This is a genomic window from Corynebacterium riegelii, assembly GCF_016728505.1.
Taxonomy (GTDB): domain Bacteria; phylum Actinomycetota; class Actinomycetes; order Mycobacteriales; family Mycobacteriaceae; genus Corynebacterium; species Corynebacterium riegelii.
Map to the genome: position 1 here is coordinate 914878 of NZ_CP068159.1, position 26194 is coordinate 941071.

Annotated in this window: 26 protein-coding genes; 21 read left to right on the top strand and 5 right to left on the bottom strand. The window is 61.8% G+C overall.

Annotation, left to right across the window (positions count from 1 at the left end):
• The first annotated feature begins 69 nt into the window (after positions 1–69).
• On the top strand, positions 70–1365 hold the full coding sequence (locus tag I6I71_RS04155) for an NADH:flavin oxidoreductase (RefSeq protein WP_201822485.1): 1296 nt from the start codon (positions 70–72) through the stop codon (positions 1363–1365).
• Between the two features lie 278 nt (positions 1366–1643).
• Here the strand turns inward: I6I71_RS04155 and I6I71_RS04160 are convergent, their stop codons facing one another.
• Positions 1644–2669 carry an HAD family hydrolase gene (locus I6I71_RS04160; RefSeq protein ID WP_201822487.1) on the bottom strand — a complete coding sequence of 342 codons (1026 nt, stop codon included), beginning with the start codon at positions 2667–2669 and terminating at the stop codon, positions 1644–1646.
• Positions 2670–2790: 121 nt separating this feature from the next.
• Here I6I71_RS04160 and I6I71_RS04165 point away from each other — a divergent pair, with 121 nt between their 5' ends.
• The 10 genes from I6I71_RS04165 (at position 2791) to I6I71_RS04210 (ending at position 14436) form a co-directional block, all read left to right on the top strand.
• On the top strand, positions 2791–3027 hold the full coding sequence (locus I6I71_RS04165; protein WP_052205494.1) for a glutaredoxin family protein: 237 nt from the start codon (positions 2791–2793) through the stop codon (positions 3025–3027).
• Positions 3028–3073: 46 nt separating this feature from the next.
• Positions 3074–4414, top strand: a complete 1341-nt coding sequence (locus I6I71_RS04170; RefSeq protein ID WP_201822489.1) for a glutamyl-tRNA reductase — start codon at positions 3074–3076, stop codon at positions 4412–4414.
• Positions 4415–5299 carry a hydroxymethylbilane synthase gene (hemC, locus tag I6I71_RS04175; RefSeq protein ID WP_201822492.1) on the top strand — a complete coding sequence of 295 codons (885 nt, stop codon included), beginning with the start codon at positions 4415–4417 and terminating at the stop codon, positions 5297–5299.
• Positions 5300–5464: 165 nt separating this feature from the next.
• Positions 5465–7189, top strand: a complete 1725-nt coding sequence (locus tag I6I71_RS04180) for a bifunctional uroporphyrinogen-III C-methyltransferase/uroporphyrinogen-III synthase (protein ID WP_201822496.1) — start codon at positions 5465–5467, stop codon at positions 7187–7189.
• Between the two features lie 10 nt (positions 7190–7199).
• Positions 7200–8234: a porphobilinogen synthase gene (hemB, locus tag I6I71_RS04185; RefSeq protein ID WP_201822498.1), complete on the top strand. Its 1035-nt coding sequence runs from the start codon at positions 7200–7202 to the stop codon at positions 8232–8234.
• Complete coding sequence (locus I6I71_RS04190; protein ID WP_201822500.1) at positions 8227–8847, top strand: hypothetical protein; 621 nt, start codon at positions 8227–8229, stop codon at positions 8845–8847. Before hemB ends, I6I71_RS04190 begins: the two co-directional genes overlap by 8 nt.
• A gap of 12 nt (positions 8848–8859) precedes the next feature.
• Positions 8860–9360 (top strand): hypothetical protein, encoded by a 501-nt coding sequence (locus I6I71_RS04195; RefSeq protein ID WP_236587433.1) that lies wholly within the window; start codon positions 8860–8862, stop codon positions 9358–9360.
• A gap of 15 nt (positions 9361–9375) precedes the next feature.
• Positions 9376–11928 carry a heavy metal translocating P-type ATPase gene (locus I6I71_RS04200; RefSeq protein ID WP_201822509.1) on the top strand — a complete coding sequence of 851 codons (2553 nt, stop codon included), beginning with the start codon at positions 9376–9378 and terminating at the stop codon, positions 11926–11928.
• Positions 11929–11962: 34 nt separating this feature from the next.
• Positions 11963–13012 carry a uroporphyrinogen decarboxylase gene (hemE, locus tag I6I71_RS04205; RefSeq protein WP_052205487.1) on the top strand — a complete coding sequence of 350 codons (1050 nt, stop codon included), beginning with the start codon at positions 11963–11965 and terminating at the stop codon, positions 13010–13012.
• A 5-nt stretch (positions 13013–13017) separates the two neighbouring features.
• Positions 13018–14436, top strand: a complete 1419-nt coding sequence (locus tag I6I71_RS04210; RefSeq protein ID WP_201822511.1) for a protoporphyrinogen oxidase — start codon at positions 13018–13020, stop codon at positions 14434–14436.
• Between the two features lie 377 nt (positions 14437–14813).
• Here I6I71_RS04210 and I6I71_RS04215 read toward each other — a convergent pair whose 3' ends face one another.
• Positions 14814–15029 (bottom strand): hypothetical protein, encoded by a 216-nt coding sequence (locus I6I71_RS04215; protein ID WP_101733771.1) that lies wholly within the window; start codon positions 15027–15029, stop codon positions 14814–14816.
• A gap of 209 nt (positions 15030–15238) precedes the next feature.
• Here I6I71_RS04215 and I6I71_RS04220 point away from each other — a divergent pair, with 209 nt between their 5' ends.
• Positions 15239–15994: a DedA family protein gene (locus I6I71_RS04220; protein WP_052205485.1), complete on the top strand. Its 756-nt coding sequence runs from the start codon at positions 15239–15241 to the stop codon at positions 15992–15994.
• Between the two features lie 231 nt (positions 15995–16225).
• On the opposite strand, the gene I6I71_RS04225 is transcribed toward I6I71_RS04220, so the two are convergent.
• Positions 16226–17068, bottom strand: coding sequence for an NAD(P)-dependent oxidoreductase (locus I6I71_RS04225; protein ID WP_201822513.1), 843 nt, complete (start codon positions 17066–17068; stop codon positions 16226–16228).
• Positions 17069–17088: 20 nt separating this feature from the next.
• Here I6I71_RS04225 and hemL point away from each other — a divergent pair, with 20 nt between their 5' ends.
• The 8 genes from hemL to I6I71_RS04265 all read left to right on the top strand — a co-directional run bounded on the left by hemL (position 17089) and on the right by I6I71_RS04265 (position 24495).
• Complete coding sequence (hemL, locus tag I6I71_RS04230; RefSeq protein ID WP_201822515.1) at positions 17089–18423, top strand: glutamate-1-semialdehyde 2,1-aminomutase; 1335 nt, start codon at positions 17089–17091, stop codon at positions 18421–18423.
• Positions 18420–19022, top strand: a complete 603-nt coding sequence (locus I6I71_RS04235) for a histidine phosphatase family protein (protein ID WP_201822518.1) — start codon at positions 18420–18422, stop codon at positions 19020–19022. The genes hemL and I6I71_RS04235 overlap by 4 nt, the downstream gene beginning before the upstream one ends.
• 33 nt (positions 19023–19055) lie before the next feature.
• Positions 19056–19631: a TlpA disulfide reductase family protein gene (locus I6I71_RS04240; RefSeq protein WP_052205482.1), complete on the top strand. Its 576-nt coding sequence runs from the start codon at positions 19056–19058 to the stop codon at positions 19629–19631.
• Between the two features lie 3 nt (positions 19632–19634).
• Entirely contained in the window at positions 19635–20414 is a 780-nt protein-coding gene (locus I6I71_RS04245; protein ID WP_070495028.1) for a cytochrome c biogenesis CcdA family protein, read from the top strand.
• Positions 20415–20424: 10 nt separating this feature from the next.
• Positions 20425–22068 carry a cytochrome c biogenesis protein ResB gene (locus tag I6I71_RS04250; RefSeq protein ID WP_201822520.1) on the top strand — a complete coding sequence of 548 codons (1644 nt, stop codon included), beginning with the start codon at positions 20425–20427 and terminating at the stop codon, positions 22066–22068.
• 71 nt (positions 22069–22139) lie between these two features.
• Positions 22140–23165 (top strand): c-type cytochrome biogenesis protein CcsB, encoded by a 1026-nt coding sequence (gene ccsB / locus I6I71_RS04255; RefSeq protein WP_201822522.1) that lies wholly within the window; start codon positions 22140–22142, stop codon positions 23163–23165.
• Between the two features lie 3 nt (positions 23166–23168).
• Positions 23169–24170 carry a UDP-glucose 4-epimerase GalE gene (gene galE, locus I6I71_RS04260; RefSeq protein WP_201822524.1) on the top strand — a complete coding sequence of 334 codons (1002 nt, stop codon included), beginning with the start codon at positions 23169–23171 and terminating at the stop codon, positions 24168–24170.
• Positions 24171–24255: 85 nt separating this feature from the next.
• A complete protein-coding gene (locus I6I71_RS04265) occupies positions 24256–24495 on the top strand; it encodes a helix-turn-helix domain-containing protein (protein ID WP_236587392.1) in 240 nt (79 codons plus the stop codon).
• A 159-nt stretch (positions 24496–24654) separates the two neighbouring features.
• Here the strand turns inward: I6I71_RS04265 and I6I71_RS04270 are convergent, their stop codons facing one another.
• Positions 24655–24912, bottom strand: a complete 258-nt coding sequence (locus tag I6I71_RS04270) for a hypothetical protein (protein WP_070495063.1) — start codon at positions 24910–24912, stop codon at positions 24655–24657.
• Between the two features lie 41 nt (positions 24913–24953).
• Between I6I71_RS04270 and I6I71_RS04275 the strand changes: the two genes are divergently transcribed.
• Positions 24954–25262: a DUF4229 domain-containing protein gene (locus I6I71_RS04275; protein ID WP_201822528.1), complete on the top strand. Its 309-nt coding sequence runs from the start codon at positions 24954–24956 to the stop codon at positions 25260–25262.
• A gap of 5 nt (positions 25263–25267) precedes the next feature.
• Here the strand turns inward: I6I71_RS04275 and I6I71_RS04280 are convergent, their stop codons facing one another.
• On the bottom strand, positions 25268–26182 hold the full coding sequence (locus I6I71_RS04280; RefSeq protein WP_201822530.1) for an AEC family transporter: 915 nt from the start codon (positions 26180–26182) through the stop codon (positions 25268–25270).
• Between the last annotated feature and the right edge of the window lie 12 nt (positions 26183–26194).

Sequence of the window (26194 nt, forward strand, 5' to 3'; positions counted from 1 at the left end):
AGGATCGGGTTTGAGACCGCTGTTCACTTAACCCCCTTTCGAGGGTTCTACTGAGAGAGGACCATTTCAATGACCACTCCCAATGTTGACCCGACCGAGGTTTTCAAGCCCACCAAGCTTGGTCCAGTTGAGTTGCGAAACCACTTCATCAAGGCTGCGACGTCTGAGGGACGTTCGCCAAATGGCAAAGTCACTGATGAACTGATTGCGTACCACGAGGGTTTTGCCGCTGGTGGTATCGGGATGACCACCCTGGCGTACTGCGCTACCTCGAAGCGTGGCTTTTCGGCACCAGGCCAGATCTTGATGGAACGTGATTCCCTGCCTGGACTGAGGGATTTCACTGCCACGATGCATGCTCACGGCGCGAAGGCATCTTCCCAGCTTGGGCATGCCGGGCCAGTGGCTACGCGTCCGCTGATTGGGGAAACCCCCTGGGCGCCGTCGAAGTTCTTCAGCCCCACAAGCTTTAACTACTGCAAGGGGATTTCGAAGGCAGAGATTCAGCAGGCCATCCGCGAGTTTGCTGATGCTGCGGAGCTAGCCGCAGAAGCTGGATTCGATGCGCTCGAGTTGCACTTCGGTCACCTCTACCTGCCGTCGAGCTTCCTGTCGGGCTGGATCAACCGCCGAGATGATGAGTACGGCGGCCACATTGAGAATCGCTCCCGCTTTGTCCGCGAGATCGCCGCAGCGGTGAAGGAGCGGGTGGGTGATGATGTTGCGATCATTGCCAAGATGAGCATGACGGATGGCATTCCGGGCTCCATTACCTTGCCAGATTCGTTGCAGACTGCGCAGATGCTGGATGCTGACGGCAACATTGACGCACTGCTGTTGACTCAGGGCTCCTCCGTGTTGCGGCAAATGTGGCTGTTCAGGGGCGATGTGCCCGTGGACGGGTTTGCTGAGCACATGCCATTTCCTTTCGACGTTGGCGTCAAGCTCTTTGGCAAGAAGATGATGGGCGACTTCCCGTACGAGGACATGTACATGTTCGATGATGCCCGTCAGTTCTTAGACAAGGTGAAGAACACCAAACTCATCCTGCTGGGTGGTCTGACCCGGCGTGAGCACTTTGAATTGGGGTACAAGGAAGGCTTTGAGTTCTTCGAGATTGGCCGCGCGTTGCTACGTGAACCGGACATGATTCAGAAGATTGAAAAGCAGCCTGAGTACAGGACGCTGTGCGACCACAATAACTACTGCATGCCGAGCGTTTTTGGACGCACGCATTGTGTGTACTCGCCTGACTACGCTGCGACTCCGGAGGATCGTCAGATTCGTCCAGAAGAAACCGCCGGTGCTTCCGGGTCGATGTATGACGGCATGACCGCCAAGGAGAAGGAGAAGTACGGTCTCTAACTCCGTTAGGGTTCCGGACGCCCAGGCGGCGCCTCGAATCCTGAATTTGTTTCCCGAAATCGGGCAAAGAATTCAGTTTCCCCAGGTCGCTGATGGCCTCAGGCCAAAAGAATTCAGGATTCTCTTTTCCTGACTGCCTCGGGAACGGCGAGCGACGAAACAATCCCGGTAGTACATGCAGTCACCTGGGCGTTTAGGGTCCGGAATGCAATAATTCGGAAATTACTGCGGCGGAAGGCCTCAGCGGAGGGCCTAAGCGGAAGGCCTCAGCGGAGCGCCTAAGCGGCCTTTCGGCGCCGGGCAATCCTTAGCGCTGCACCAACAACGCCAGCGGCAGCGATGGCCGGAATGGCGTAGGAGCGGATGAGGCGGCGCATGGAGCGGTAGTCGCGAATCTCCCAGCCGCGCTGCTTAGCGTGCTGCCGCAATTGACGGTCCGGGTTGATGGCCACGGCGGCACCGACCATCTCCAGCATTGGCAGATCGTTGATGGAGTCGGAGTAGGCGGTGCAGCGCTCTAGGTCCAGCTGTTGGAGGGCAGCCAACGCGGCGACGGCGTGCTGTTTGCCGGGGCCGTGGAGGATGTCGCCGACTAGGCGGCCGGTGAAAACACCGTCTTCCTCCTCAGCAACCGTGCCAAGTGCGCCGGTGAAGCCGAGGCGCTCTGCCAGTGCCTGGCCAATCTGGACAGGTGTTGCGGAAACCAACCACACCTGTTGGCCTGCGGCGAGGTGCATAGCCCCGAGTTCTACGGTGCTTTGGTACGCCTTGGTCAGCATGTGGTGGTCCACAATCTCGGCGCAAAGCTCCTGAAGTTCGGCGACGGACTTGCCTTTGACCAGGCTGAGGGCTTGCTCGCGGCCGGAGGCGATGTCATCGGCGTTTTCGGAGCCGGACACGCGGTACTTGACCTGTTTGACTAGGGCCGGGAAGATCTCACGAAGCGTGATGTAGCGGCGCTTAGCCAGCTGCTGGCCGAGCAGGATGAGGGAGGAGCCCTGGATCAGGGTGTTGTCGATGTCAAAGAACGCTGCCGCGCCGGGGTCCTGGGGGATGTCCGGGTCTGGCTGGTTGAGCTTTGGGCGTCCGGCGGTGGCAAAGGCGCCACCGACGGAATCAACACCAAGGGTGAATTCTTCAATGCCGATGCCGAAGGTTTCCTCGATGGCGGCTGCGGCGGCCGCTTCGCCGGCGGCGCGCTGCGCTTCGGCGTCGAGTGGGGGCAGTGCCAGGTCCTCAAAGAAGCGGCGCAGGTTGCCGTGGGAGACGGACCACTGGGCAAGGAGTTCGCTGGGCTCGGCCATAGGGTTCCTCGGTTGCGGTTGAGGTTGGTGCTCTAGCTGTCTGTTAGCAGCTGTCTGTTAGCGTTAACGCGTTAACTCGCACATCGTACCTAACAAAGCAAGAACTGGAGGACTCTAAGGGATGAGGACTGTAGAACTCATGGTGAGGCAGGGTTGCGGTTCGTGTGTGAGGGTTGAGGGGGAGGTTCGGCGGGTCGTCGATAAGCATGAAGCTCTCATGCGGGTTGTGGATGTGGATACGGACCCTGAGCTGGCATTGGAATACGGGGACCGGGTGCCGGTTGTGGTGATTGACGGTGATGAGTTCGCGTGCTGGGAAGTGGATGCGGACGAGTTGGACGCAGAGCTTCGACGTTAGAGGGCTATACTTTAGTTTGATTTTTTGGTGAGTTGGAGGAGATTGGGTGAGCGTACTCGTTGTGGGGATGTCCCATCGCTCGGCTCCTGTCGCGTTGCTTGAACGGCTGAGTATGGATGAGGCGGTGCAGGACACGACTGCAACCGCGTTGGTGGCGCAGCCGTCTCTCAGTGAAGCAATGATCATTTCCACCTGTAACAGGCTGGAGATTTACGCTGTTGCGAATGCATTCCACGTTGGTGTGGAAGATGTGTTGCAGGTGCTGGCTGACGTCTCTGGTGTCAGTGAGGCAGAGCTGCGCGGCTACCTGTACGTGCGCTACGCGGACGCGGCTGCAGAGCACGTGTTCTCAGTGGCCTCTGGGCTGGACTCCATGGTGGTGGGTGAGCAGCAGATTATTGGCCAGGTGCGCTCGGCGTATCTGGATGCGGCGGAGCGCGGTACGGTTGGGCCGACGCTGCATTCGCTCGCGCAGTCCGCGTTGCATACGGGCAAGCGCGTGCACACGGAAACCGCGATCGATGAGGCCGGTGGGTCTATGGTCACCTTCGCCTTGGATGAGGCGATGGCGGAGATGGGTGTGGATTCGTTTGAGGGGCACACGGCCCTGGTGTTGGGTGCTGGCGCGATGAGTTCTTTGGCCGCAACGCAGCTGGGGAGGCGCGGTGTGGACAAGCTGATCATTGCCAACCGCACGCGTTCCAATGCTGAGCGGCTCGCGGAGCACGCGCGGGAAGCTGGCGTGCCGGCGGAAGTGGTGGATTTCAACGCCCGCGCAGGTGCGATTTCGCGTGCTGACATCACGGTTTCTGCCACGGCGTCTGACGGCTTCACCATTACTGCGGAGGACCTTTCGGGGCCGACGATGTTGGTTGATTTGTCGCTGCCGCGCGATATTGCAGATGATGTGGCAACGCGCGAGGGCGTGCGCCTGATCAACATTGAGTTTTTGCACAAGAAGCGCACTGCCAAGGGGGATTCGGCGGATGTTGTGGCGGTGCAAAACGCCAAGGAGATTGTGTCTGAGCAGGTTCGGGAGTTTTCCTCCCAGCAGCGGGTGCGCGAGGTGGCGCCGGCGGTTGCCAGGCTTCGCAGCAGTGCCACGGAGGTCCAGGAATTCGAGTTGGAGAAACTCAGGGCCAGGCTTGTGGACGTCAGTGAGGACGACTTTGCCCAAATCCAACGCACCGTACGCCGCGTAGTGGACAAGTTGCTGCACACGCCGACGGTGAAGATTAAGGAGCTGGTGGCTACAACGGACACTGTTAGCGTGGATACGGTGTTCGAGGAGTTGTTCGGCTTGGGCCGTCCCCCGGTTGCCGTTGATGCGGGGAGCCTGCCGCGCCCGGAAGAAATGCAGGCCAAAATGCAGGTCAAGGAGCTGTAAATGTTGCGCATTGGTACTCGTGGATCTCACCTTGCTACTACCCAGGCAGGGCACGTCAGGGACTGGCTGATTGCAGGTGGTGCCCCGGCGGAGCTGCACATTGTGACCACCCCTGGTGATTTATCGCAGGCACCGGTTGAGCGCATCGGTGTGGGCGTGTTTACGTCCGCGCTGCGTGATGCGTTGTTTGCCGGTGAGGTGGATGTTGCCGTGCACTCGTTTAAGGATTTGCCGACGGCGCCGGAACCACGCGCACACCTGATTGTGCCGAAGCGTGAGGATAACCGTGAGGCGCTGATTGCTCGCGACGGTTTGACGTTGGCGGAGCTGCCGCAGGGCGCGAAGGTGGGAACGTCGGCGCCGCGCCGCATCTCACAGCTGCGTGCGCTGCGCCCGGACCTGGACATTCGCCCGCTGCGCGGCAACATTGAGCGCCGCATGAGCTTTGTTACCTCTGGTGAGTTGGACGCGATCATGTTGGCGTACGCGGGTCTGAGCCGCGGCGGGTATGCGGATCGCGCCACCGAGGTGTTTTCGCCGGAGGTAGTGGTGCCGGCGCCGGCGCAGGGTGCGCTGGCAGTGGAGTGCCGCGCGGGCGATGCGGACAACGCCGCACGTATTGATGCGCTGGCCTGCCCGGACGCCACCGTCCAGGCGACGGCGGAGCGCCAGGTGCTGGCAACGCTGCAGGCTGGCTGCACCGCGCCGGTTGCTGCTCACGCAACGCTGGATGGTGACACGCTGACGCTGACCGCAGGCGTATTCGCCCTGGACGGCTCGAAGCAGGTTGTGGAAACCCAGACTGGGCAGCGCTCGAATCCGGTGGCACTTGGCCAATCTGTGGCGGAAGCGTTGGTGGCACGCGGCGCAATGCCGTTGATGTAAGCACGGGCGTAAAACGCATATAAAAAACACAGGCGTTTTTGAATCCTGGGCACTCCACTTTAAGGTGGAGATACCAAACGCTTTCACGTCTCGGCACAGCGGGGTGGCATAACGGCACCCTCGTCCGCGCCGAGACAACTATTTGTGCCTAGAAAAGTTCACTGTATGACAAAGATCATCTTCGTCGGGGCAGGCCCGGGAAACCCTGATCTGCTGACCATCCGTGCACGCGAGGTGCTGGAGACCAATGCTATCGCGTTGGTTGATCCGGAGGTCTCTCAGGGTGTCCGTAACGTTGTTGCGGCAGGTCTTCCCGTCCCCCAGTCCAAGCTCGACGCGGCGAACGCGGAGTATGAGCAAATGGTGCTTGAGGCAAAACAGGCTGGTGCGCGCCGGAAACCTCCACGCCCGGAGCTGCCAACGGCGGCTGAGGTTGAGGAGTTGGCTGCGGGGGTTGACGGGGTCGTCGATAAGCTGAAAAATGCCCTTGAGCAGGCGGAAGCACTGTATGAGCAGGGCGATGGCGGCGACGGTGATGTGGTGCGCCTGGTCAGCGGCAACCCGTTGACGCGCGATTCGGTGATGGCGGAGGTGTCCGCGGTTGCTGCCGCTGGCCTGGAGTTTCAGGTGGTGCCGGGCATGAGCCTGCCGTCCACCGTGCCTTCCTTCGCCGGCATTGCGCTGGGCTCAACCTACACCGAGGCGGACCTGGCTAATGAGACCGTGGACTGGGATCAGCTGGCCACCGCGCCGCAGCCGCTGGTGTTCCAGGCAACGCAGGAACACCTGCCGCAGATGGCTAAGGAGCTGATGGATCGCGGTTTTGCGGCCAGCACTCCAGTAGCGGTGACCACGCACGGCACGACGCGTTTGCAGCGCACGTTTGATGCGACGCTGCAGACCGTGGCCAAGCTGGATGCGGACCTGACCGGTCCGCTGGTGGTGACCTTGGGTACCGTGCCGGATGAACGCGCGAAGTACTCCTGGTGGGAAAACCGTCCGCTCTACGGCTGGCGTGTGCTGGTGCCGCGTGCCAAGGAGCAGGCTGGGTCGATGAGTGCGCGCTTAAGCTCCTATGGCGCAATCCCGCAGTCTGTGCCCACCATTTCCATGGAGCCGCCGCGCAACCCCGCGCAGATGGACCGTGCGATCAAGGGTATTGTTGAGGGCCGCTACCAGTGGGTGGTGTTTACCTCCGTCAACGCTGTTGATGCGGTGTGGGACAAGTTTGCTGAGCTGGGTTTGGATGCGCGTTCCTTTGCCGGCGTGCACTTGGCTGCGGTGGGGCAGAAGACTGCGGACGCTGTGCGCGCCCGCGGCATGATGCCGGAGCTGTTGCCGCACCGCACGAAGCAAAACGCGGCTGGCCTGGTTGAGGTGTTCCCGGAGTACGTCGAGGACATTGACCCAGTGTCGCGTGTGCTGCTGCCGCGCGCTGACCTGGGTACGGACGTGTTGGTGGACGGCCTTTTGGAGAAGGGCTGGGAAGTAGATGACGTGGTGGCCTACCGCACCGTGCGCGCCGCTCCGCCTGCACCTGAGGTGCGCGACATGATCAAGACCGGCGGTTTTGATGCCGTGTGCTTCACCTCTGCTTCCACCGTGAAGAACCTGGTTGGCATTGCTGGTAAGCCGCATCAGCGCACCATCATCGCCTGCATCGGCCCCATGGCGGCGGCTGAGGCGAAGGAGCAGGGCCTGCGTGTGGACGTGGTGCCGGAGGTTGCGGATGTGCCTTCGCTGGTCGACGCTTTGGCGGAGCACGTTGCGGAACTGCGCGCCGCTGGCCAGCTGCCGCCCCCGCGCAAGAAGCGCCGTGCCCGGCGGAAACCCGCTGAGGTAGAGACGGCCGCTGCAGCAGTTGCGGACGGAGCTGCGAGCGGGGAATAGGATGGGGCGCATGTCTTATGACTCCGCTATTGACCTGACCATGCTTCGCCGCCCGCGGCGTCTGCGCCAAAACCCGAAGATCCGTGAGCTGACGGCGGAAACCCGCCTGCACCCAGCGGACTTCATCCTGCCGCTGTTTGTCGCAGACGGCATTGATACCAAACGCGAGATTTCCTCCATGCCGGGTGTGTACCAGCACACCACGGACAGCCTGAAGGCCATCTGCCACGAGGCGTTGGAAGCCGGCGTGACGTGCGTGGACCTCTTTGGTGTTCCGCGCGATGAGGATAAGGATGCCACGGGTTCGGTGTCCTGGGATGAAAACGGCATTCTGAACCGGAACCTGACTGCGCTGCGCGAGGAGTTCGGCGATGACCTACTGATCATGGCAGACACCTGCTTAGATGAGTTCACGGATCACGGCCACTGCGGTGTGTTAGAAACGGACCGTTTTGGCCAGGAGATCGTGGCTAATGACTCAACGCTTGAGCTCTACGTGAAGATGTCACTGGCCCAAGCCGCCGCAGGTGCTCACATTGTGAGCCCATCCGGAATGATGGACGGCCAGGTTGCTGTCATCCGTGAGGCGCTGGATAGCGCTGGCTACCAGGATGTGGCGATTATGGCGTACTCCGCGAAGTACGCCTCCAAGTTCTTCGGCCCGTTCCGCGACGCGGTCGGCTCCTCGCTGAAGGGCGATCGCCGCACTTACCAACAGGACCCGGCAAACATTCGGGAGTCCATCCTGGAAACGCAGCTGGATATTGATGAGGGTGCGGACTTTGTCATGGTGAAACCCGCCATGCCGTACTTGGACGTGCTGGCCAAGGTGGCGGAGATGTCGCCAGTGCCGGTTGCTGCCTACCAGGTCTCTGGTGAGTACGCGATGTTGGTTGCCGCAGGCCAGAACGGCTGGATCGACTTTGAAGAGACCATGATGGAATCTCTCATTGGCATCAAGCGTGCTGGCGCTAACCAGATTCTGACGTACTACGCTATTGAGGCTGCCAAGCGCCTCAACCAAGCAGGGGGCGTGCGTGGTTAGTCTGCCGCCAGGCCCCACAGGGCCGAAAGGTCCCACAGGCAACCCCAACTCCGCCTCGCACGTTGACCCGGAGGCGGCCCGTGGCGGGAAGCCGGAAACGGTGCGCTACATGCTGGCGTGCTGGGCGTTCATGATTGGTGGTGAGCTGCTGCACCAGGCTTTGACCGTGGTTTCGCTGCTGATGGACCCCGCCGAATTGATTGCTTCAGCTAAGCAAGCCTCGAAGCAGACCGGGGCCATGTCCGGAGCCATGTCCGAGGGGTTGATGAACGTTGCGGTGTGGGGATCTGTTGCGCTGATGGCGTTGATTCAGCTGAGTATTTTGGCGTTGTTTGCGTTTGCGTTGGCGTCTATAAGCAGGCAGCGCAAAATGGCAGGAACCGCACGCAGGCTGCTGATGGTGTTCTCTGTGTTCTTCGCGCTTCGCGCGTTGATGGTGTTTGCCATGCGCCCAGCCAGCACCACGGTGCCACTTGCGTTCTACGCCTTCGATGGGGTTATCCAGATCATGCTTGGCGTGGCGGGCGCACTCGGCCTGTTCTACGCTTCCCAGAAGGAATCGGCTGATTGGGTAGACGCCGGCGCCGGCAAAAACGGAGCTAAAGGAGCCTAAAACGTGGCGGGCATGTTTCCAACGATGGTTGCGGACCCGAATGACCGCAACCGCAGGCATACAGATGCGGCGGGTGAGACCTGGCCAACGCCGCTGAAGGTGGCGTATTGGCTGGTTGTTGCTGCCGCAGTGCTGATGTTGGTCACGGCCGTTGACCTGTTTGCCACTGTGTTCCTAGGCACCTACGTGCCGCCGGATCTTGACACTGACGTGACCAAATCCCTGCTGTTGAACACGCGCATTGTTGCTGTGGGCAACATTGCGTTGGCCTTGGGGTTGGCGGTGTGTGCGGCGTTTTTTGAGCGCGGTTCCAAGCGTGCGCGCCGCTTCGCTTCTGTGCTGGTCATGCTCGCCGTGTTTATAAACTTGGCCGGTTTTTTCGTGCACGCAGTTGGTTTTGTGGCATTTGTCATTGTGATCCTGCTGGCGTTTGCTGGTTTCTTTATGTTCCGACCGGCGGCGAATGCTTTTGTTGATCACCGCAGCGGGGACCTGTGGGAAGGGCTGCGCTAAAGCGCAAGGTGAACCATGTCAGTTTCTGAAGATCTTTCCCGTTCGATTGAGCTCGCCCGCGACGCCGCGAGGCTTGCCGGAGTTGAGACCAGCGGGCAGGGCTTGCGTAATAGCGATGGCGATGATGACCACCAACACCGCAACATCTCCTATGCCTTTGAACTCGTAGGTGTGGAGGATGCCCCACAGCTGGCGGACATTGAGGAGGCGTTGGAGGAGATCCCGGGCGTGATCGCGCGCATGGTGTATCCGACGTCAATGGCGTGGATTACCGCGCCGTCTGATGTGCATCCGGAGCAGCTGGAGAACATCATCCAGGCGTTTGGTGTGGATCCGGTGATGACGGACACCACCTTGCAGCGCCAGGCGTTGCTGAAGGATGCGGTGGAGCCGCGTTCGCCGCGCAAGAGTACGCGTGGGATGTCGGTGCGGATTCGCCGCCGGCGCCGGGATGCGCAGGCGAGCCTGAGCGCTGCGCGTGATGCTGGCTTTGTGCGCCGTGCGCGTACCCGGTCCAGCTCTAATGACGTGCTGTTTACCGCCCGCGACCTGGTTACCCCGGCGAGGTTGATCACGGCAGTGGTGTTGTCGCTGCCGGTGATTGTGCTCAGTTACTCGCCGGCCGTACAGTTCCCGGGCTGGCAGTGGCTGTGTTTGGCGCTGACTACGCCGGTGGCGTTTTGGTGCGCGTTGCCGTTCCACCGCGCGATGGCTGGTGGCGTGCGCCGTGGTCTTTCGGCGCTGGATGGTGCGAGTTCGGTCGCTGTGCTGGCGGCGTATCTCTGGTCTGTTGTAGCGCTGTTGTTTACGCCCGCGGGTGAGATCGGTTGGGTGTCTGCAACCGGGTGGACGCCCACGCGGCGCGGGGATGAGATGGATCTCTTCTTAGACGTCGCCTGCGGTGTCACAGCGCTGCTGTTGGTGGGGCGTTTTTACGCGAAGCGTGCTGGTGCGTCGTTGGTGGATCAGATGGCGTTGTTTACTCCGCCCTCAGATACGGAATACAACGTGATTCGCCGTGGGCACGGTGATGAGGAAATCCTGCCGCTGTCTGAGATCAACCGCGGCGATGACGTGGAGGTAGGCCCCGGCCAGAGCATCCCCGTAGACGGCGAGGTGGTTGGCGGCTCAGCCCATCTGGATCACGTGCTGGTTGGCGTGGATGCGGAACCGAACGTGAAGGTGGGCGATGAGGTGGCCGCCGGGGCGATGGTTGACCGCGGCAAGATCAAAGTCCGCGCACGCCGCACCGGCCATGCGACCAAGTGGGCGTGGGTGAGCCGTTGGGTGGAGGAGGCGTCGCGTCGAGAAAACGCTGCGACGATGATGTCCACGCGTTCGGCCGGCATGATGATCCCGGCCGCGTATGCGCTGGCAGTGATTGATTTTGGGCTTTGGTGGCTTATCGACGGCAACATCAACGCCGCCTTCTCCACCGCCCTTGCCATCCTGGCCGTAGTTGCACCGGTGGCGCTGGCTATTTCACCCGCACTGGCGATCCGCCACGGCATTGAAGCGGCGGCGCGCCACGCGATTTTGGTGCGCGATGGTGCAACGCTGCGCAAGTGTGAAGAAGTGGACACGGTGGTGTTTAACCGCGTGGGCACTCTGGTGGAACCGGAGATGACCGTAGAGACGGTCACTGCCGCGGAAGGCGAGGACACCGAGGTGGTGCTCCTCGTTGCGGCGGCGCTCTTGGTGGAGTCCAACCACCCCTCTTCACGTGCGATTGTTGCCGCTGCACGTGAGGCGAAAGGCCACGGTGCACCGTGGCGTGTGGATCTGGAAGAGTCCACCATCCACCAGGACGGCACCACCACCGGGCGCGTGACCCTGCGTCCCGTGGTTGATGGGCGTGTGGCGGATGATGATGAGGCCACCCATCTCGACGCTGAGCTGTGGCGCCCCACCAACCTGTCGCGCCTGAAGGGGCGCTTGGCGCTGGCGGCGGTTAGCGGCGGTGCGCCGATTGTGGTGCGTTGGAAGAACCGCGACCGAGGTGTGATCACGCTGCATGACCCGGAGAAGCAGGATGCGGCGGATGCGGTTGATCGTCTAGAAGCAATGGGCACCTCCACTGTGATGCTGACGCGTGACACCTACGCGGTGGGACGCCGGTTTGCCAACATGCTGGGCATATCCTCGGTGCTGGCAGGAGTTACCGCGCATGACAAGGCGGGTGCCGTACGCCAACTGCACAGCCGTGGAGCAAACGTGGCCATGGTGGGCAGCCTGTCTGTGCTGGACGTTATTGAGGTCGGGGACCTTGGCGTTTTGTATGCCGAGGAGGATTTCTTCGAAAGCAACATGAAGAAAAACACCGAGCTTGAGATCGACGCGCTGGTCATGCGTGATGACGTGATGGCAGTGCCCCAGCTGCTTGAGCACGGCCGGCGCGTCTCTCGCATCATTGACTCCAACATGGCGTTCGCCCTGATCTATAACGCGTTAGCTGTGGGGCTGGCCATGACCGGTGTGCTGCCGCCGATGGGCGCCACCCTAGTCATGCTTGGTAGCTCTTTGATCATCGGGCAGCGTTCCTCGCGCGCTGGGCGTTTCCCGTCCTAAAGGTGCTGGCGGATCTGAAGTAGGCTTGTAAGCCATGACCAGACGTGAGCTTGTTAATGCCCCGCTTCTTCAGGCCGCTAACGGCCAGACCCCGTCGCGCACCCCGGTGTGGTTTATGCGCCAGGCGGGCCGCTCCCTGCCGGAGTACCTCAAGGTACGCGAAGGCATCCCCATGTTGGACTCCTGCTTCATGCCCGAGCTGCTGGCGGAGATTACGATGCAGCCGGTACGCCGCCACGATATGGATGGCGCGATTCTGTTTTCTGACATTGTGGTGCCGCTGAAGGCTGCCGGTGTTGGCGTTGAGATTGTGCCGGGCCGCGGCCCGGTGATGGATCAGGCGATCACCTCGCGTGCGGACGTGGATAATCTGCCGATTCTGGACCACCACGTGGAAGAGGTGGCCAAGGGCATTGAGATCATCCTGGGTGAGCTGAAAGATACCCAGGCGCTGATCGGTTTCGTGGGCGCGCCGTTTACGCTGGCCAGCTACCTTGTTGAGGGGGGGCCGAGCAAGAACCACGAGAAGACCAAGGCCATGATGCACGGGGATCCGGAGACTTGGCACGCGCTGATGCGTCGCCTGGTGCCCACCATCACCACGTTCCTGCGCACCCAGGTTGAGGCCGGCATTGACGCGATGCAGCTCTTCGATTCTTGGGCGGGCTTCCTCACGGAGGCGGATTACCGCGAGCACGTGCTGCCGTACTCGGTGGAGATCTTAGAGACGGTTGCCGGTGAGATCCCGCGCATTCACTTCGGCGTTGCCACCGGTGAGCTGCTCGGCGCCATGTCTGAGGCTGGTAGCGAGGTCATGGGCGTGGACTGGCGTGTGCCGTTGGATGTGGCGGCCAAGCGTTTTGCCTCCCCACGCGTGCTGCAGGGCAACCTGGATCCGGCGATGCTGTTCGCGGGCACCGATGTGGTGCGCGAGGAGGTCACCCGCATTAAGGCTGAGGCTGCCCGCGCGGTCGAAGTGGGGGATGCCACCGGCCACATCTTCAACCTCGGCCACGGCGTTTTGCCCACCACGGATGCGGATGCGATTACGGAAGCCGTACGCATTATTCACGAGGAGGCGTAGAAAGCGTGAACGTTGCCATTATTGGCGCAGGTCTCGCCGGGTTGACCGCAGCCTATGAGCTGCGCCGTTTGAGCGAGGCTGAAGGCGTAACTGATCTGCGTGTGGATGTCTACGAGGCGACCGACCGCATCGGCGGCAAGCTCTACACCGTGGCGTTTGAGGCCGGGCCGACGGATATGGGCGCGGAGGCGTTCATGGCGCGCAGGAAAGATGCTGTGGAGTTTTTCACCGAGCTGGGCCTCGGCGACTCTTTGGTGGAACCTTCGGGTCTGCGCTCCTTGGTGTGGGTTGACGGTACGGCGCGTGAGCTGCCAACCGGCGGTGTAATGGGCATCCCGTCATCCTCCGAAGGTGTGAAGCACCTAGTCAGCGAGGAGACTGCGCGACGTATTGACCAGGAGGGCGAGCAGCCCGGCTTCGAGTGGGAGATCGGCGGCGACGTGAACCTCGGCGCCCTTGTTCGCGAGCGCTACGGCGATGAGGTGGTGGACAACATTGTCACCGCACTGCTGGGCGGCGTGTACTCCTGCACTGCCGATGACCTGGGTGTTCGCGCGACTGTGCCGCAGCTGGCGGCGGAGCTTGACCGCCTTGCCGCGGATGGCCCCGTGCACTTGTCTACAGCCGTGGCCAACTTGGAGGCCGCGCGCAAGGAGCTACCCACCGGCCACGGCGCCGTGTTCAACTCCTTCCGCGAGGGCTACCAGGAGGTCTACGAGGCCCTGGCGGAGCAGTCCGGTGCCAACATTTACATCGACGCGTTTATCTCCGCGCTGACTCGCGATGGCGCAGGATACCGCCTCAAAGGCGGCGAGGATGTGGTGTATGACCACGTCGTCCTTGCCGTGCCTGCCCCGACGGCCGCGCTGCTGCTGAAGAGCGTTGCCCCCGAGGCCTCTGCTGCGCTGAAGTCGGTGCAGCTGGCGAACTCCGCGGTGGTGGGCATGCGTTTCGCCACCGATGAGGGCCTGCCGCAAAACTCCGGCGTGCTGGTAGCCAACGATGCTCAGGACGTGCACGCTAAGGCGTTCACCTTGTCTTCCCGCAAGTGGCCGCACCTGGCTGCGCGCGGCGGCGCGCTGGTGCGCGCCAGCTTCGGCCGCTTCGGTGACACCGTGGCGCTGTCCGCCAGCGAGGACGACCTTGTGGACTGGGCGTTGGATGACCTGCGCACCATCACGGGTTTCGACGGCCGCGAGGCCGGCCTCGAAGAAATCTACGTCCAACGCTGGTTCGGGGGCCTGCCGCGTTTCGACGCCACGCACCTGACCACCGTCGCCACCGTCAAGCAACTGCTCGCCGACGCGTTGGCGGGCGCTGGTGCTGGTGGTGTGAGTGTGACTGGCGCTTGGGTCGCCGGCGTTGGCGTGCCCGCGGTGATTGCAGACGCCCGCGCCGTCGCCGCCGACGTTCTGAAGTCCTAGCTGAGCCCCTGTTCGGTTCTGTACCCGTCGCCCCGTGGTCGCCGAACAGTTCCCAAAGGTAGATATGCAGGGGAAGATATGCAGGTTCGCAGGTCACGGGGCATTTTCATTAACGGGGCCCTTATTGAAAAAACGCTCTGACCATTACTCCTGCATATCTTCCCCTGCATTTCTTCACCTGCATATCTGTTGAAGCCGGACTTGGTTTGGGCTCGGCTTGGAATTGGCGTGGACTCGTGTGGAGGGGCTGTACCGCCGACATTGGTTACGGCATCAGTTCCTGGGCGCATGACGAAACCCCCATCGCCACACCAACCGGAGTTGGTGCGATGGGGGTTTCGCGTTGCTGACCGTTATTGACCGCTGTCTAGCGCGACTTACTTGGTCTCGGTTGCAGTGGAGTCCGTTGCAGTGTCTGCAGTGGAATCAGAGCTGGAGCCAGTGCTGGAGTCTGCAGTGCCAGTGGTGTCGCTGACGGTGGAGTCGGTCGTCGTTGCATCGTCAGCGCCGGTGTCGTTGCAAGCAGCCAGGCCGGTCGATGCGAGCAGAACAGCAGCAGCGGTAGCAGCAAAGCGGGTCTTGGTGTTGGACATGTCGTTTCTCCTTTAACAAAAACAGCTATTTCGTGCCAGCTGTGTTTCGCTAGCCCCATCATTGATACGAGCCGTTTCTGTATGTTGGTTGAATTTTGATTCAAAATCCCCATGTAATCTCACGTCGATTGGATCAGTAGCGCGAATTATTGGGCAGAGTTTCTGCCATGGGTTCGTCTGCACTGTGTTCTGCACTAGGTTGATTCCCTATGAGTGACAACGTGAGCGCCGGCGAGCCAAACGCCGAGCCAACCACCGCCGAAACCACCAACAAGGAATGGTGGGAAGAAGACGGCCTGCCGTGGAACGGTAAGCCGTCGAAGGCGGACTACTGGTGTCTTGGCTGGTTCGGGTTTGTTGGCCTGTTCGGCCTGGCCATGATCCCGCTGCGGGCCTGGCTGCTGGGACTAGACCCGCCGATCATGCTGGCGTTGACGGGTTCGAGGTTGGGTGCGGCGTCGACAGGAGCACTGGCAGCGGTGGGCCAAGCACCACACTGGCTGCTGTACCTGCTGATCGGCTCACTGGTTGCCATCAAATTTGACTGGATCTACTGGTGGGCAGGCAAGCTGTGGGGCCGGGGGATTCTGGAGGTCCAAGCATCCAACTCCAAACGCGCCGCCAAAAACATCGAGCGTGTTGAGTACTGGGCGCTCAAACTCGGCTGGCTCGGCATTTTCTTGGCGTATGTACCGATTCCGCTGCCCATCGCCTTCGTCGTGTTCGTGCTCATGGGCATGACCGGGATGCCGCTGTGGAAGTTCATGGTCCTGGACTTTGTGTCCAAGACGCTGTGGTCCTTCCTGTACCTGGGCCTTGGCTGGTGGATTGGCGAGCCTGTGGTCACCGTGTTGGACCACTACGCCAAGATTGCCAACTACATCGCCCTCGCCCTGGTGGTTGTGGTGTTTATCGGGGTGTTCCGGAGGCAGTCGAAGGCCAAGACGGCCAAGCCGCAGGCTTAAACGTTCGTTGCACTGACAAATTTGACAATTTCCCCTCTCTGTCAGGGTGGCGACCTGGGGAAATGTCAATCGGCTCGTCAAATTTGTCAGCCTGACCCAACGGGAGATGAAACAATTCCCGGAGGGTGAGCAGCCACCTGGGGAAATAGGCGCCGGAATGCACTAATCTGGAGATTGGTGCAGCGGCGCGCCCAAAACCGGCCCCAAAACCGGCCCCAACCACCCCCAGAACTACACGTCGCGGTTAACCACCACGGAGGACAGGTCCTTGTCGCCATTGCCGGCAGCCTGCTGTGCTTCCAAAGAGCGCAGGGCTGCGGCGACGGCGGGCAGGTCGGTGTCAGCGGCGTCGAGCATCAGGCGGGCATCCTTGGCAATGGCGTCTACCGAGAAGTCTCCAGGAGAAACAGAACGCTCACCCAGCAGGAACGGCGCCTTCATGTTCACGATGAACTCCAGGCCGGTGGAGCCGAGCATGGAAACCACCTCGGACTCAGAAAGGCCTTGCGAAAGACCCAGGTCCAGCGCTTCGCGGAAGCCTTCCAGGCTCACGGCCAGGGCCAGGTTGGCCAGCAGTTTGCCCACGGCGGCCTTGGCGGCGGTGTCTACTTCGCGCAGGCGCTCGGGGTTGGCGGCGGCCCAGGGGGAGACGGTTTGGGCGACTACGTGGCGTCGGGAAGCATCTGCTCCACCTACGTAAACTCCCAGCTTGCCGGCGCGGGCGGGCGGCAGTGTGCCAACCACCGGGGTGTGGACGAAGCCGGGGACGGCGGCGGCGAACTCGGCGGCATCCGCAGGCGAAATGGTGGTGGAATCCGCCCAGGTCACATCAGGTGCGATCAAGCCGGGCTCAATGACAACTTCGCGGACCTCATCCGGCCCGAACAGTGAGGTGATAACCAGCTCAGCGCCCTCAACCGCCTCCTCGGGGGTTGCTGCGGCGCGCGCACCGGCGGCAACCAAAGGTTCGGTTTTGGCTGCGGTGCGGTTCCAAACGGTGAGCTCGTGGTCATTGACAAGTTTGAGCGCAAGCTCAGTTCCCATGCGGCCGAGGCCTAAAAACGCGATCTTCATATGGCCTAGGATAGACAAGCATGACCACGCAGGACTTTAGTCAAATGCCAACCTCAGCCAACACCAAGCGCTCGGCGGAGCTTTTTGCCCGCGCGCAGCAACTGACCCCGGGTGGAGTGAACTCGCCGGTGCGCGGCTTCGGCTCCGTCGGTGGCCAGACTCGCTTTATCAAGAGCGCGCATGGCTCCAAGCTTATCGACGTTGACGGAAACGCCTACGTTGACCTCGTGAATTCCTGGGGGCCGATGATCAACGGCAACGCGCGCCCGGAGATCCTTGAGGCCGTCCAGGCGGCGATGGTTGACGGCCTGAGCTTCGGTGCACCGACCGAGGCTGAGGTGGAGATTGCAGAGCACATTGTGCAGCGCACCAGCGTTGAAGAGGTGCGCATGGTCAACTCCGGTACGGAGGCCACAATGTCTGCGGTGCGTTTGGCGCGCGGCTTTACGGGTCGGCCGAAGATTATCAAGTTTGACGGCTGCTACCACGGGCACGTGGACGCACTGCTGGCCTCGGCGGGCTCCGGCTTGGCTACGTTTTCCCTGCCGGACTCCCCGGGTGTGACCGGTGCGCAGGCGGCGGACACGATTGTGGTGCCGTACAACGACATTGATGCGGTGCGTCGTGCGTTTGAGGAAAACCCGGGCGAAATCGCCTGTGTGATCACGGAGGCCGCGGCCGGCAACATGGGCACCGTTGCGCCGAAGGACAACTTCAACCAGAAACTGAAGGATGTTGCGCATGAGCACGGCGCACTTCTGATTTTGGACGAAGTGATGACCGGCTTCCGCACTTCCTATTCCGGCTGGTACGGCGTGGACGGCGTGGCGGGTGACTTGACCACGTTTGGCAAGGTCATCTCCGGTGGTCTGCCGGCGGCGGCTTTTGGTGGTCGCCGCGAGATTATGGAGAAGCTCGCACCGAATGGTCCGGTGTACCAGGCGGGCACCCTCTCCGGTAACCCGGTGGCGATGGCAGCGGGCTTGGCCTCGTTGAAGCTTGCCTCTGAGGACATTTACCCGCAGCTGCACCGAAACGCGGACCTGCTGGGCAGCCTGATTAGCAGCGCCTTGACGCGCGAGGGCGTAGCCCACCACATCCAGCGTGCAGAGACCATGCTGTCCGTACGCTTCGCCGAGGGCGCTGGCCACAACTTCGCGGACATGAAGGCTGCGGACACCTGGCGTTATCCGGCGTTCTTCCACGCGTTGCTGGACGCGGGCGTGTTCGCGCCGCCGAGCGCGTTTGAGACCTGGTTTGTGTCCACGGCGCTCACCGATGAGGACTTTGGCCGTATTGAGGCGGCGCTGGTTCCGGCGGCGAAGGCTGCGGCGCAGGCGGAGCCAACCGCATGACGCGCACCATCGTTCACCTTGTGCGCCACGGCGAGGTGTTTAACCCGCAGCGCATTTTGTACGGGCGCCTGCCGGATTATCACCTGAGCTCTCGTGGACAGTCCATGGCTGCGGCCACCGCGGAGTTTTTTGAGGGCCGCGACGTGACCTACCTTGCGGCCAGCCCGCTTGAGCGCGCGCAGGAGACGGCGCAGCCGATTGCCCAGGTCACGGGTTTAAGCGTGGATACGTGCGAGGACATCCTTGAGGCCGGCAACACCTTTGAGGGGCTGCGCACCAAGGGGTGGCGTTCCCAGTTGTGGAACCCGAAGCGTTGGCGCTACATGCTCAAACCCTGGGAACCCAGCTGGGGCGAGCCGTACGAGGAGATTTTCCAGCGTATGGATCGCGCCATTGAGCAGGCACGTCAGAAGGCCGAGGGCCACGAGGCGGTGTTGGTGAGCCACCAGTTGCCCATTGTCACTGTGCAGCGCTTCGTGCAGGGCAAGTCTTTTGCGCACGCCAGCCGCGAGTGTGACCTGGCAAGTGTGACGTCACTTGTGTTTGAGGGTGACGTTGTTATTGACTGGTCATATTCCACCCCGGCCGGACACATCTAGAAAACCCTGAGCCAAACCTTAAGAAAGCTACTTGTGAGAACGAAACGAATCCTGCCCGCACTTGTGTGCGCGCTCGCCCTTGCTGGTTGCTCAACTACTGGCGGCGATAGCGGCGGAACGTTTTCGTTCCACTCTCCAGGCGGCCAGGTTGAGATCCGCTATGACCAGGCAGACCGCAAGCCGTTGGCAAACTTCAGCGGTGAGTCGCTGATGGAGCCGGGCACCGATATCAACCTGGATGACTTCGCTGGCCAGGTCGTGGTGTTGAACGCGTGGGGCCAGTGGTGCGCCCCGTGCCGCGCGGAGGTTGATGATCTGCAGGAGGTCCAAGAGCACTTCGAGGAGATCGGCACGGGCACAGTACTTGGTATCAACGTGCGTGACCCGAACCCGGAGATTTCGCGCGACTTCCTCAAAGACAACGCGGTGACCTACCCGTCTTTGTATGACCCGCCTTTTAAAACCGCGGCGTTTCTTGGCGGCGTGCCCAGCTCCGTGATCCCAACCACCGTGATCCTGGACAAGGAACACCGCCCAGCGGCGGTGTTCCTGCGTGAGGTAAGCGCCCAGGACATTCTTGACGTGGTTGCAGAACTTGAGGCGGAGTAGCCGATGGGGGAGGCGTTTTCACAGCTAGCGGCAGAAGGACCGCTGCTGCTTGGCATGCTGGCCGCGGCGTTGGCCGGGTTAGTCTCTTTTGCCTCCCCGTGCGTGATCCCGCTGGTGCCCGGCTACATTTCCTACCTCACGGGCGTGGTTGGCGGTGAGGTCAGCTACGGGGAGGACGGGCCGCGGGTGACTAGAAAACGAGGCGCGGTCGCCGGTGCGGCAGCGCTGTTCATTGCAGGGTTTACCGTGGTGTTCCTGTTGGCCACGGTCAGTGTGTTCGGGGCGATTAGCATGATTCGTCTCAACGCGGAGATGCTCATGCGCATCGGTGGTGTGGTGACCATCCTGATGGGCGTGGTGTTCATGGGGGCGGTCCCGGCGCTGCAGAAAGACACCCGCATGCAGCCGAAACGCTGGGCCACCATCTTCGGTGCGCCCCTTTTAGGCGGCGTGTTTGCGCTTGGCTGGACGCCGTGCCTTGGGCCGACGCTGGCTGCGATCATCTCCGTCGCCGCAGGTACTGAGGGCATGACGGCGGCGCGCGGCGCGATTCTGGTCACCGCCTACTGTTTGGGGCTGGGCTTGCCGTTTCTGCTTATCGCCATTGGCTCGGCGCGTGCGGTCAAAAGCGTGGATTTCCTGCGCAGGCATTCGCGCCAGATCCAGATCATCGGCGGTATCGCCATGATTGCGGTTGGCATTTTGCTGCTCAGTGGCGTGTGGGAGACATTTATTGGGTGGACGCGTCAGTTCACCGTCGGTTTCGGAGAGACAGTAATTTAAAGGATTCAACATGCAGATGCTGAAGAAGGCGTGGCACTGGCTGACAAGCATGCGCACCGCGCTTATCTTGCTGTTCCTGCTGGCCTTGGCGGCCATCCCGGGTGCACTGTTGCCGCAGCGGCAGGTCAGTGCGTCGCTGGTAGATGACTACCTCAAGGCCAACCCGACGATGGGGCCGATCTACGACAGGCTGCAGTTTTTCGACGCTTTCTCCTCCACCTGGTTCGTCGCCATCGTTGTGCTGCTGATGATCTCCCTTGTTGGCTGCATCATTCCGCGCTCGGTGGATCACTGGCGTGCGTACCGCGCGAAGCCGACGCGTGCGCCGAAGTTCCTCTCCCGCATGCCGTTGCATGAGTCCGGTGTGGTGGCGGCACCGGTGGATCAGGTGAGCGCAAATACGCAAAAAGCCCTTCGCCGCTGGCACACCGCGGTCTATGAGCCGGGGGAGGACCGTGCCGGCGCGCTGTCCATTTCGGCGGAGCGCGGCTACTCGCGAGAGCTGATGAACCTGCTGTTCCACGTGGGCATTGTGGGCATGATTGTCACCTTCACCCTTGGCAGGATGGCCTTTTATGAGGGCCAGGCGATCGTGGTCACCAACTCCGAATCCGAGCATGCGGTGCCCGTGCAAAACTCGCGCGAGTTCTGCAACACCAGCCCGTCTAACTTTGATGTGTTCAGGGCCGGTTCGCTTTTCGACGGCACCGGGCTGACCCCCTTCTGCTTCGAATCCCAAAACTTCCGCTCTGATTACCTGCCGAATGGCCAGGCGTTGGGCTTTTGGTCCGACGTGACCTACACCGATGACGTGACCGCGCCGAAGGAGACGTGGGAGCAGGCAACGCTGCAGGTCAACCACCCGCTGCGCATTGGCCAGGACCGCGTCTACCTGCAGGGGCACGGGTTTGCGCCGCAGATTACGGTGACGTGGCCGAACGGGGAGTCGCGCACGCAGATGGTGCAGTTTAGGCCCACGGACCTGCAGACGTTTTTGTCCTCTGGCGTGATGCGTTTTGATCCGCCGGCGGGCATGTATCCGGATCTGATGGAGCGCCGCCAAAACCAGCTGGCGTTTGAGGGCGTGTTCGCGCCGACTGCCCAGTGGACCGGCCCGAACCAGGACATGCTGCAGTCCGCCTTCCCGTCCATGGAGGACCCGGCGATGGCGGTGGAGGTGTATGTGGGCGACGCCGGCCTGGACACTGGCCGCCCGCAGAACATTTTCGTGCTGGACCAGTCGCTCATTGCATCCGGCCAGCTGCAGAAGACGCAGCGCCTCACCCTTGAGCCGGGCGAGGAAGCCCGCGTGGACGTGGGTGATCCGGCCGGCCCGATCACTGTGCGTTTCGATGGCGCCGCCGAGTTTGCCAACTACCAAATCTCCCGCGACCCGTTCCAGCGCTGGGCGCTGGTGACCACGATGATTATGTTGGCGGCGCTGGCGGCGTCGTTGACCATCAAGCGTCGCCGCGTGTGGGTGCGCCTGCACCCGGAGACCACCGCCGCCGGGGAGGCCGTTACCCGCGTAGAGATCGCCGGCCTTGCCCGCACGGACCGCGCCGGTTGGGGCAGCGAGTTCGAGGAACTGGTGGGCGTGATCCTTGGCACCCACGATGAGAGCGAAGAAGAGTTCGAAGAGGGTGACCTCTAGGACGTTGCTAACAGGCCTGTGACCCGCCAAAAGGTTGGAATTGGCCTGGTAAGTGGGGTACGTTAATGCACATGCTCGTGGATACAACAATGGCCTCACTTTCGGACTTGACGTTCCGCACGGCGTTTGTCATTTACATCGCTGCGCTGCTCATGTCCTGCATCTACTACGGTCGCCTGCTTGGCATCGTGGACCTTCGCCGTGAGCGTGCGGAGCTCGCCGCCCGCGCGGAGGAGAAAGTGGCCGTTGGCGCTGGTTCTTCGGTGCTGACCAAGGAGCGCCCCGAGGAGCCGGTTGATAGCGCTGCGCTGGACACCGAATATGAAACCCGTGTGGGCAAGGCGCGCCAGTGGGCGAACATGACCCAGGCGTTGGTCTGGTTCGGTGTGACGCTGCACATTGTCGCCTTTGTTACCCGCGGCATTGCGGCGCAGCGTTTCCCGCTGGGCAACCTGTATGAGTACATCCTGTTCATGACGGCGGTGATCATGGTGACCGCGGCCGCTGTGGTGCAGCGCAAGGGCTGGCACTCCCTGTGGCCGTGGCTGCTCTCACCGATGGTGATCACCATGTTCTTAAACTCCACGGTGTTCCACCTGCAGGCGGCTCCGGTGGTGCCGGCGCTGCAGTCCTACTGGATGCCGGTCCACGTGTCCACGGTGTCCATCGGTGCGTCCATTGGCATTGTCTCCGGCGTGTTCGCGCTTCTCTATCTGCTGCGCATGTGGCAGCCGAAGGGTGAGGAGCACGGCTTCTTCGGTGCACTTGCAAAGCCGCTGCCAAGCGCGAAGACCTTGGACACGATCACGTACAAGACGGCGATTGTGACCCTGCCACTGTTCGGCATTGGCATCGTCTTCGGCGCGATCTGGGCTGAGGTTGCCTGGGGCCGGTTCTGGAACTGGGACGCGAAGGAAACCGTGTCCATGATCACCTGGGTGCTCTACGCGGCGTACCTGCACGCGCGCGCAACCGCTGGCTGGAAGAACTCCAAGGCCGCGTGGATCAACGTCTTTGCATTGGCAATGACGGTGTTTAACATGACGTATGTGAACTTTGTTGCTGCGAGCCTGCACTCCTACGCTGGGCTGAACTAAACCATGAAGGTCCTGATTACAGGTGGGGCTGGCTATATCGGCTCCACCATCGCCAGCTGCTGCGCGGACAGCGGTATTACGCCGGTGATTCTGGACGATTTTTCTACCGGCCTTCGCGCCTTCGCCCAGCGTTTTGATTACTACGAGGGCGATATCGCAGATGCCGCCCTGGTCCACCGCATCGCCACCGAGCATCCTGATATTGACGCGGTGATTCACTGCGCGGCGAAGATTGTCGTTCCGGAAAGCGTGGAAAAGCCGCTTGCGTATTACCACAACAACGTGGCCAAAAGCATCGAGCTGCTGCAGACCCTGGACCGCCACGGCATCACGCGGTTCATTTTGAGCTCCACGGCGTCCATGTATGAGCCAGGCCCGGACTACATGGTGGATGAGCACAGCGCGGTCAACCCGCTGAGCCCCTATGCTGCTTCCAAGCGGATGGTGGAGCGCGTGCTGGAAGACACGCCTGCGATCACCTCGCTGTCGTTGCGATATTTCAACCCCATCGGCGCCGACCCGAAGATGCGCACCGGCCTGCAGAACCCGCACCCCACGCATGCGATGGGCAAGATGATCGAAGCGCACACCGCCGGCGAGCCGTTTACGGTCACGGGTGTGGACTGGCCGACTCGTGACGGCTCCGGCCTGCGCGACTACGTCCACGTGTGGGACCTTGCGCGTGCGCATGTGGCGGCGCTGCGCTTCCTGGCCGAGACTTCTCACGCCCACACCACCATCAACCTGGGCACCGGCCAGGGCACCACGGTCTTCGAACTTGCCCAGGCCTTCGGCGAGGCCACCGGCACACCCCTGGACATCCGCACCGCCCCGCCGCGCGACGGAGATGTGGTCGGCTGCGCCACCCGCACCACCAAAGCTTTGGAGGTTCTTGGTTGGTCCCCGGAGCTTTCGCTTATCGACGGCGTACGTCACGCCCTCACCTGGTCCCAACACCACCTACCGGCGGTGTTGGACGAAGAGGAAGGGCTGCGCGGTGACTAGCAGTGGCAGTGTGGCGAAGGGGCAACCGCGCAGTCAGCCAAGAAGTCAGCCCAGGGATACGCCTAGGAGTCAGCCGCGCAATAAGGTGGGCAAACCCGCCAGCAGCAACCCGACGTTGTTGGCGCTGGGGGAGCAGCTGGCTTCCCAGCGCCGCGAACTTGGCCGCGTGCAGCAGGACGTTGCCAGCGCTGCCGGTGTATCCCGCTCCACGCTGCACACCATCGAGCATGGTGGCGAGGGCGTGCGCTGGGAGAAAGTCGCCGCGGTTGCTGAGGTGCTCGGCCTCCGGCTGTCGCTCACGCCCGGCTCTGGTACCGGCGCCTAGCCCCGAAACCCCCCTGACCAGCGCTAACCCCACCTGTCACACTGGCCTCATTGCAAACATTTCGATTTGTTACGGATGTGACTAGAAAACCGCAGGACGCTGAAAGATTTCGCATTTGTTTTCAGCGCCAGCCCACGCGCGGCACCCGGGCAACCCCCGCTACTGCCCTTCTTCTCGACGCTTCCGCCGCTCCTCTTCCTCTTTCTTACGCCGTTCCGCCTCTTCTTTCGCGCGGCGTTCCTTGAAGCGGTTCTTCTCAATGTTCCAGAGGAACTCTTCGTCATCATCAGGGCCTTTGATGGCCGGGCGTTGCTCGGGGGCGCGGGTTCCGTAGCGTTCGGCGGAACCCGGGCCGAAGGCGCGCCACATGAGGTAGACGGCAAGGATGACAAGGAGGATGAGAAGTACGCGTCCCATAGATTCCAACATTACTAGTCGTCGCATTATGGTTGGGAAGCGTGACCGATACGCAACCAACCATTGACCCGAACGCCCGCGCCCGCGCAAACAAGGCGGCCGCCATCTACGGCTTGTACCGTTTGCTGCTGTTTTTGGCGCTGACGGTGGTGATCCAGGGCGTGGCCATGTTGATTGGCGCGCCGGTGCCGTTGATTATCTCTGCATTGCTGGCGTTGATTGTGGCGTTCCCGCTGTCCATGCTGGTCTTTACCAAGCAGCGTGTGGAGGCGACGGAGGCGCTTGCGCAGTTCAAGGCGCAGCGCCAGGCGCGCAAGGAGTGGATCGAAGGCGAGCTCGCCCAGCGCTAAAAGCGCTAGTGCCCGAACAGCAGCGCGATCACCAGCATTGCCGGCAGTGAGAGGAATGTGGTGATGAAGACGGTGTCGCGGGCCACGGTTTCGCCGACGCGGTAGGTGGCGGTGTAGTTGTACACGTTCTGCGCGGTTGGCAGGGCGGCGAGGATGACAGCGGCGTAGAGGTCGTTGCCGCTAAGCCCAAACGCCAGGCCGATGGCCCACGCCATCGCCGGCATGCCTACCAGTTTCAGGGTGGAGGCAACCAGGGTTGGTACGCGCTCCTCGTGTAGGACGCCGTCGCCCTTTAAGGAGGCGCCGAAGCTCATCAGGATCAGCGGGATGGACGCACCGCCGAGGATCTCTAGCGGCGCCATTATGGGTTCGGGCACCGTCCAGCCGGAGGCGGACACCACGAAACCGGCGATAGCGGCGATGACCATCGGCGCGGTCAGGCCGGCCACGATTGCTTTCAAAGTCGCGCCTTTTTCGGCGCCGCCCCAGTTCAGGCCGGTGATGATCAGTGGGGTGAGGATTGCTACTTGGAGCACCAGGACGGGCACGGCATAGGTGGCATCCCCGATCACGTAGGTGGCAATTGGCAGTCCAATGTTGATGGAGTTGTAGTAGCTGGAGCTGGCGGCGCCGGCCATGGTTTCGGCGACTGGGCGTTTAAAAGCAAAAAAGCTCAACAGCCAGTACAAAACCATGATGCCTACGGACGCCACCGCCACCACCCCAACCACCTTGGAGTAGAACACGCTGGTGTCGGATACCGCGACGCTGGAGAAAATCAGCGAAGGGGTGGCGATGTAAAACGCGATCTGGTTCAACATCAGCCGGTTGTTTTGACGAATGATGCCTTTCTGGGCAAGAAAGAAACCGGCACCAATCACCACGAAGATGATTGAGAAACCGGTTAAGACATCAAGCATGTCGGACAGCCT

Coding starts and splice junctions, on each gene's coding strand:
- I6I71_RS04155 (WP_201822485.1), top strand. CDS start 70: ATGACCACTCCCAATGTTGACCCGACCGAGGTTTTCAAGCCCACCAAG.
- I6I71_RS04160 (WP_201822487.1), bottom strand. CDS start 2,669: ATGGCCGAGCCCAGCGAACTCCTTGCCCAGTGGTCCGTCTCCCACGGC.
- I6I71_RS04165 (WP_052205494.1), top strand. CDS start 2,791: ATGAGGACTGTAGAACTCATGGTGAGGCAGGGTTGCGGTTCGTGTGTG.
- hemC (WP_201822492.1), top strand. CDS start 4,415: ATGTTGCGCATTGGTACTCGTGGATCTCACCTTGCTACTACCCAGGCA.
- I6I71_RS04180 (WP_201822496.1), top strand. CDS start 5,465: ATGACAAAGATCATCTTCGTCGGGGCAGGCCCGGGAAACCCTGATCTG.
- hemB (WP_201822498.1), top strand. CDS start 7,200: ATGTCTTATGACTCCGCTATTGACCTGACCATGCTTCGCCGCCCGCGG.
- I6I71_RS04195 (WP_236587433.1), top strand. CDS start 8,860: ATGTTTCCAACGATGGTTGCGGACCCGAATGACCGCAACCGCAGGCAT.
- I6I71_RS04200 (WP_201822509.1), top strand. CDS start 9,376: ATGTCAGTTTCTGAAGATCTTTCCCGTTCGATTGAGCTCGCCCGCGAC.
- hemE (WP_052205487.1), top strand. CDS start 11,963: ATGACCAGACGTGAGCTTGTTAATGCCCCGCTTCTTCAGGCCGCTAAC.
- I6I71_RS04215 (WP_101733771.1), bottom strand. CDS start 15,029: ATGTCCAACACCAAGACCCGCTTTGCTGCTACCGCTGCTGCTGTTCTG.
- I6I71_RS04220 (WP_052205485.1), top strand. CDS start 15,239: ATGAGTGACAACGTGAGCGCCGGCGAGCCAAACGCCGAGCCAACCACC.
- I6I71_RS04225 (WP_201822513.1), bottom strand. CDS start 17,068: ATGAAGATCGCGTTTTTAGGCCTCGGCCGCATGGGAACTGAGCTTGCG.
- hemL (WP_201822515.1), top strand. CDS start 17,089: ATGACCACGCAGGACTTTAGTCAAATGCCAACCTCAGCCAACACCAAG.
- I6I71_RS04235 (WP_201822518.1), top strand. CDS start 18,420: ATGACGCGCACCATCGTTCACCTTGTGCGCCACGGCGAGGTGTTTAAC.
- I6I71_RS04245 (WP_070495028.1), top strand. CDS start 19,635: ATGGGGGAGGCGTTTTCACAGCTAGCGGCAGAAGGACCGCTGCTGCTT.
- I6I71_RS04250 (WP_201822520.1), top strand. CDS start 20,425: ATGCAGATGCTGAAGAAGGCGTGGCACTGGCTGACAAGCATGCGCACC.
- ccsB (WP_201822522.1), top strand. CDS start 22,140: ATGCTCGTGGATACAACAATGGCCTCACTTTCGGACTTGACGTTCCGC.
- galE (WP_201822524.1), top strand. CDS start 23,169: ATGAAGGTCCTGATTACAGGTGGGGCTGGCTATATCGGCTCCACCATC.
- I6I71_RS04270 (WP_070495063.1), bottom strand. CDS start 24,912: ATGGGACGCGTACTTCTCATCCTCCTTGTCATCCTTGCCGTCTACCTC.
- I6I71_RS04280 (WP_201822530.1), bottom strand. CDS start 26,182: ATGCTTGATGTCTTAACCGGTTTCTCAATCATCTTCGTGGTGATTGGT.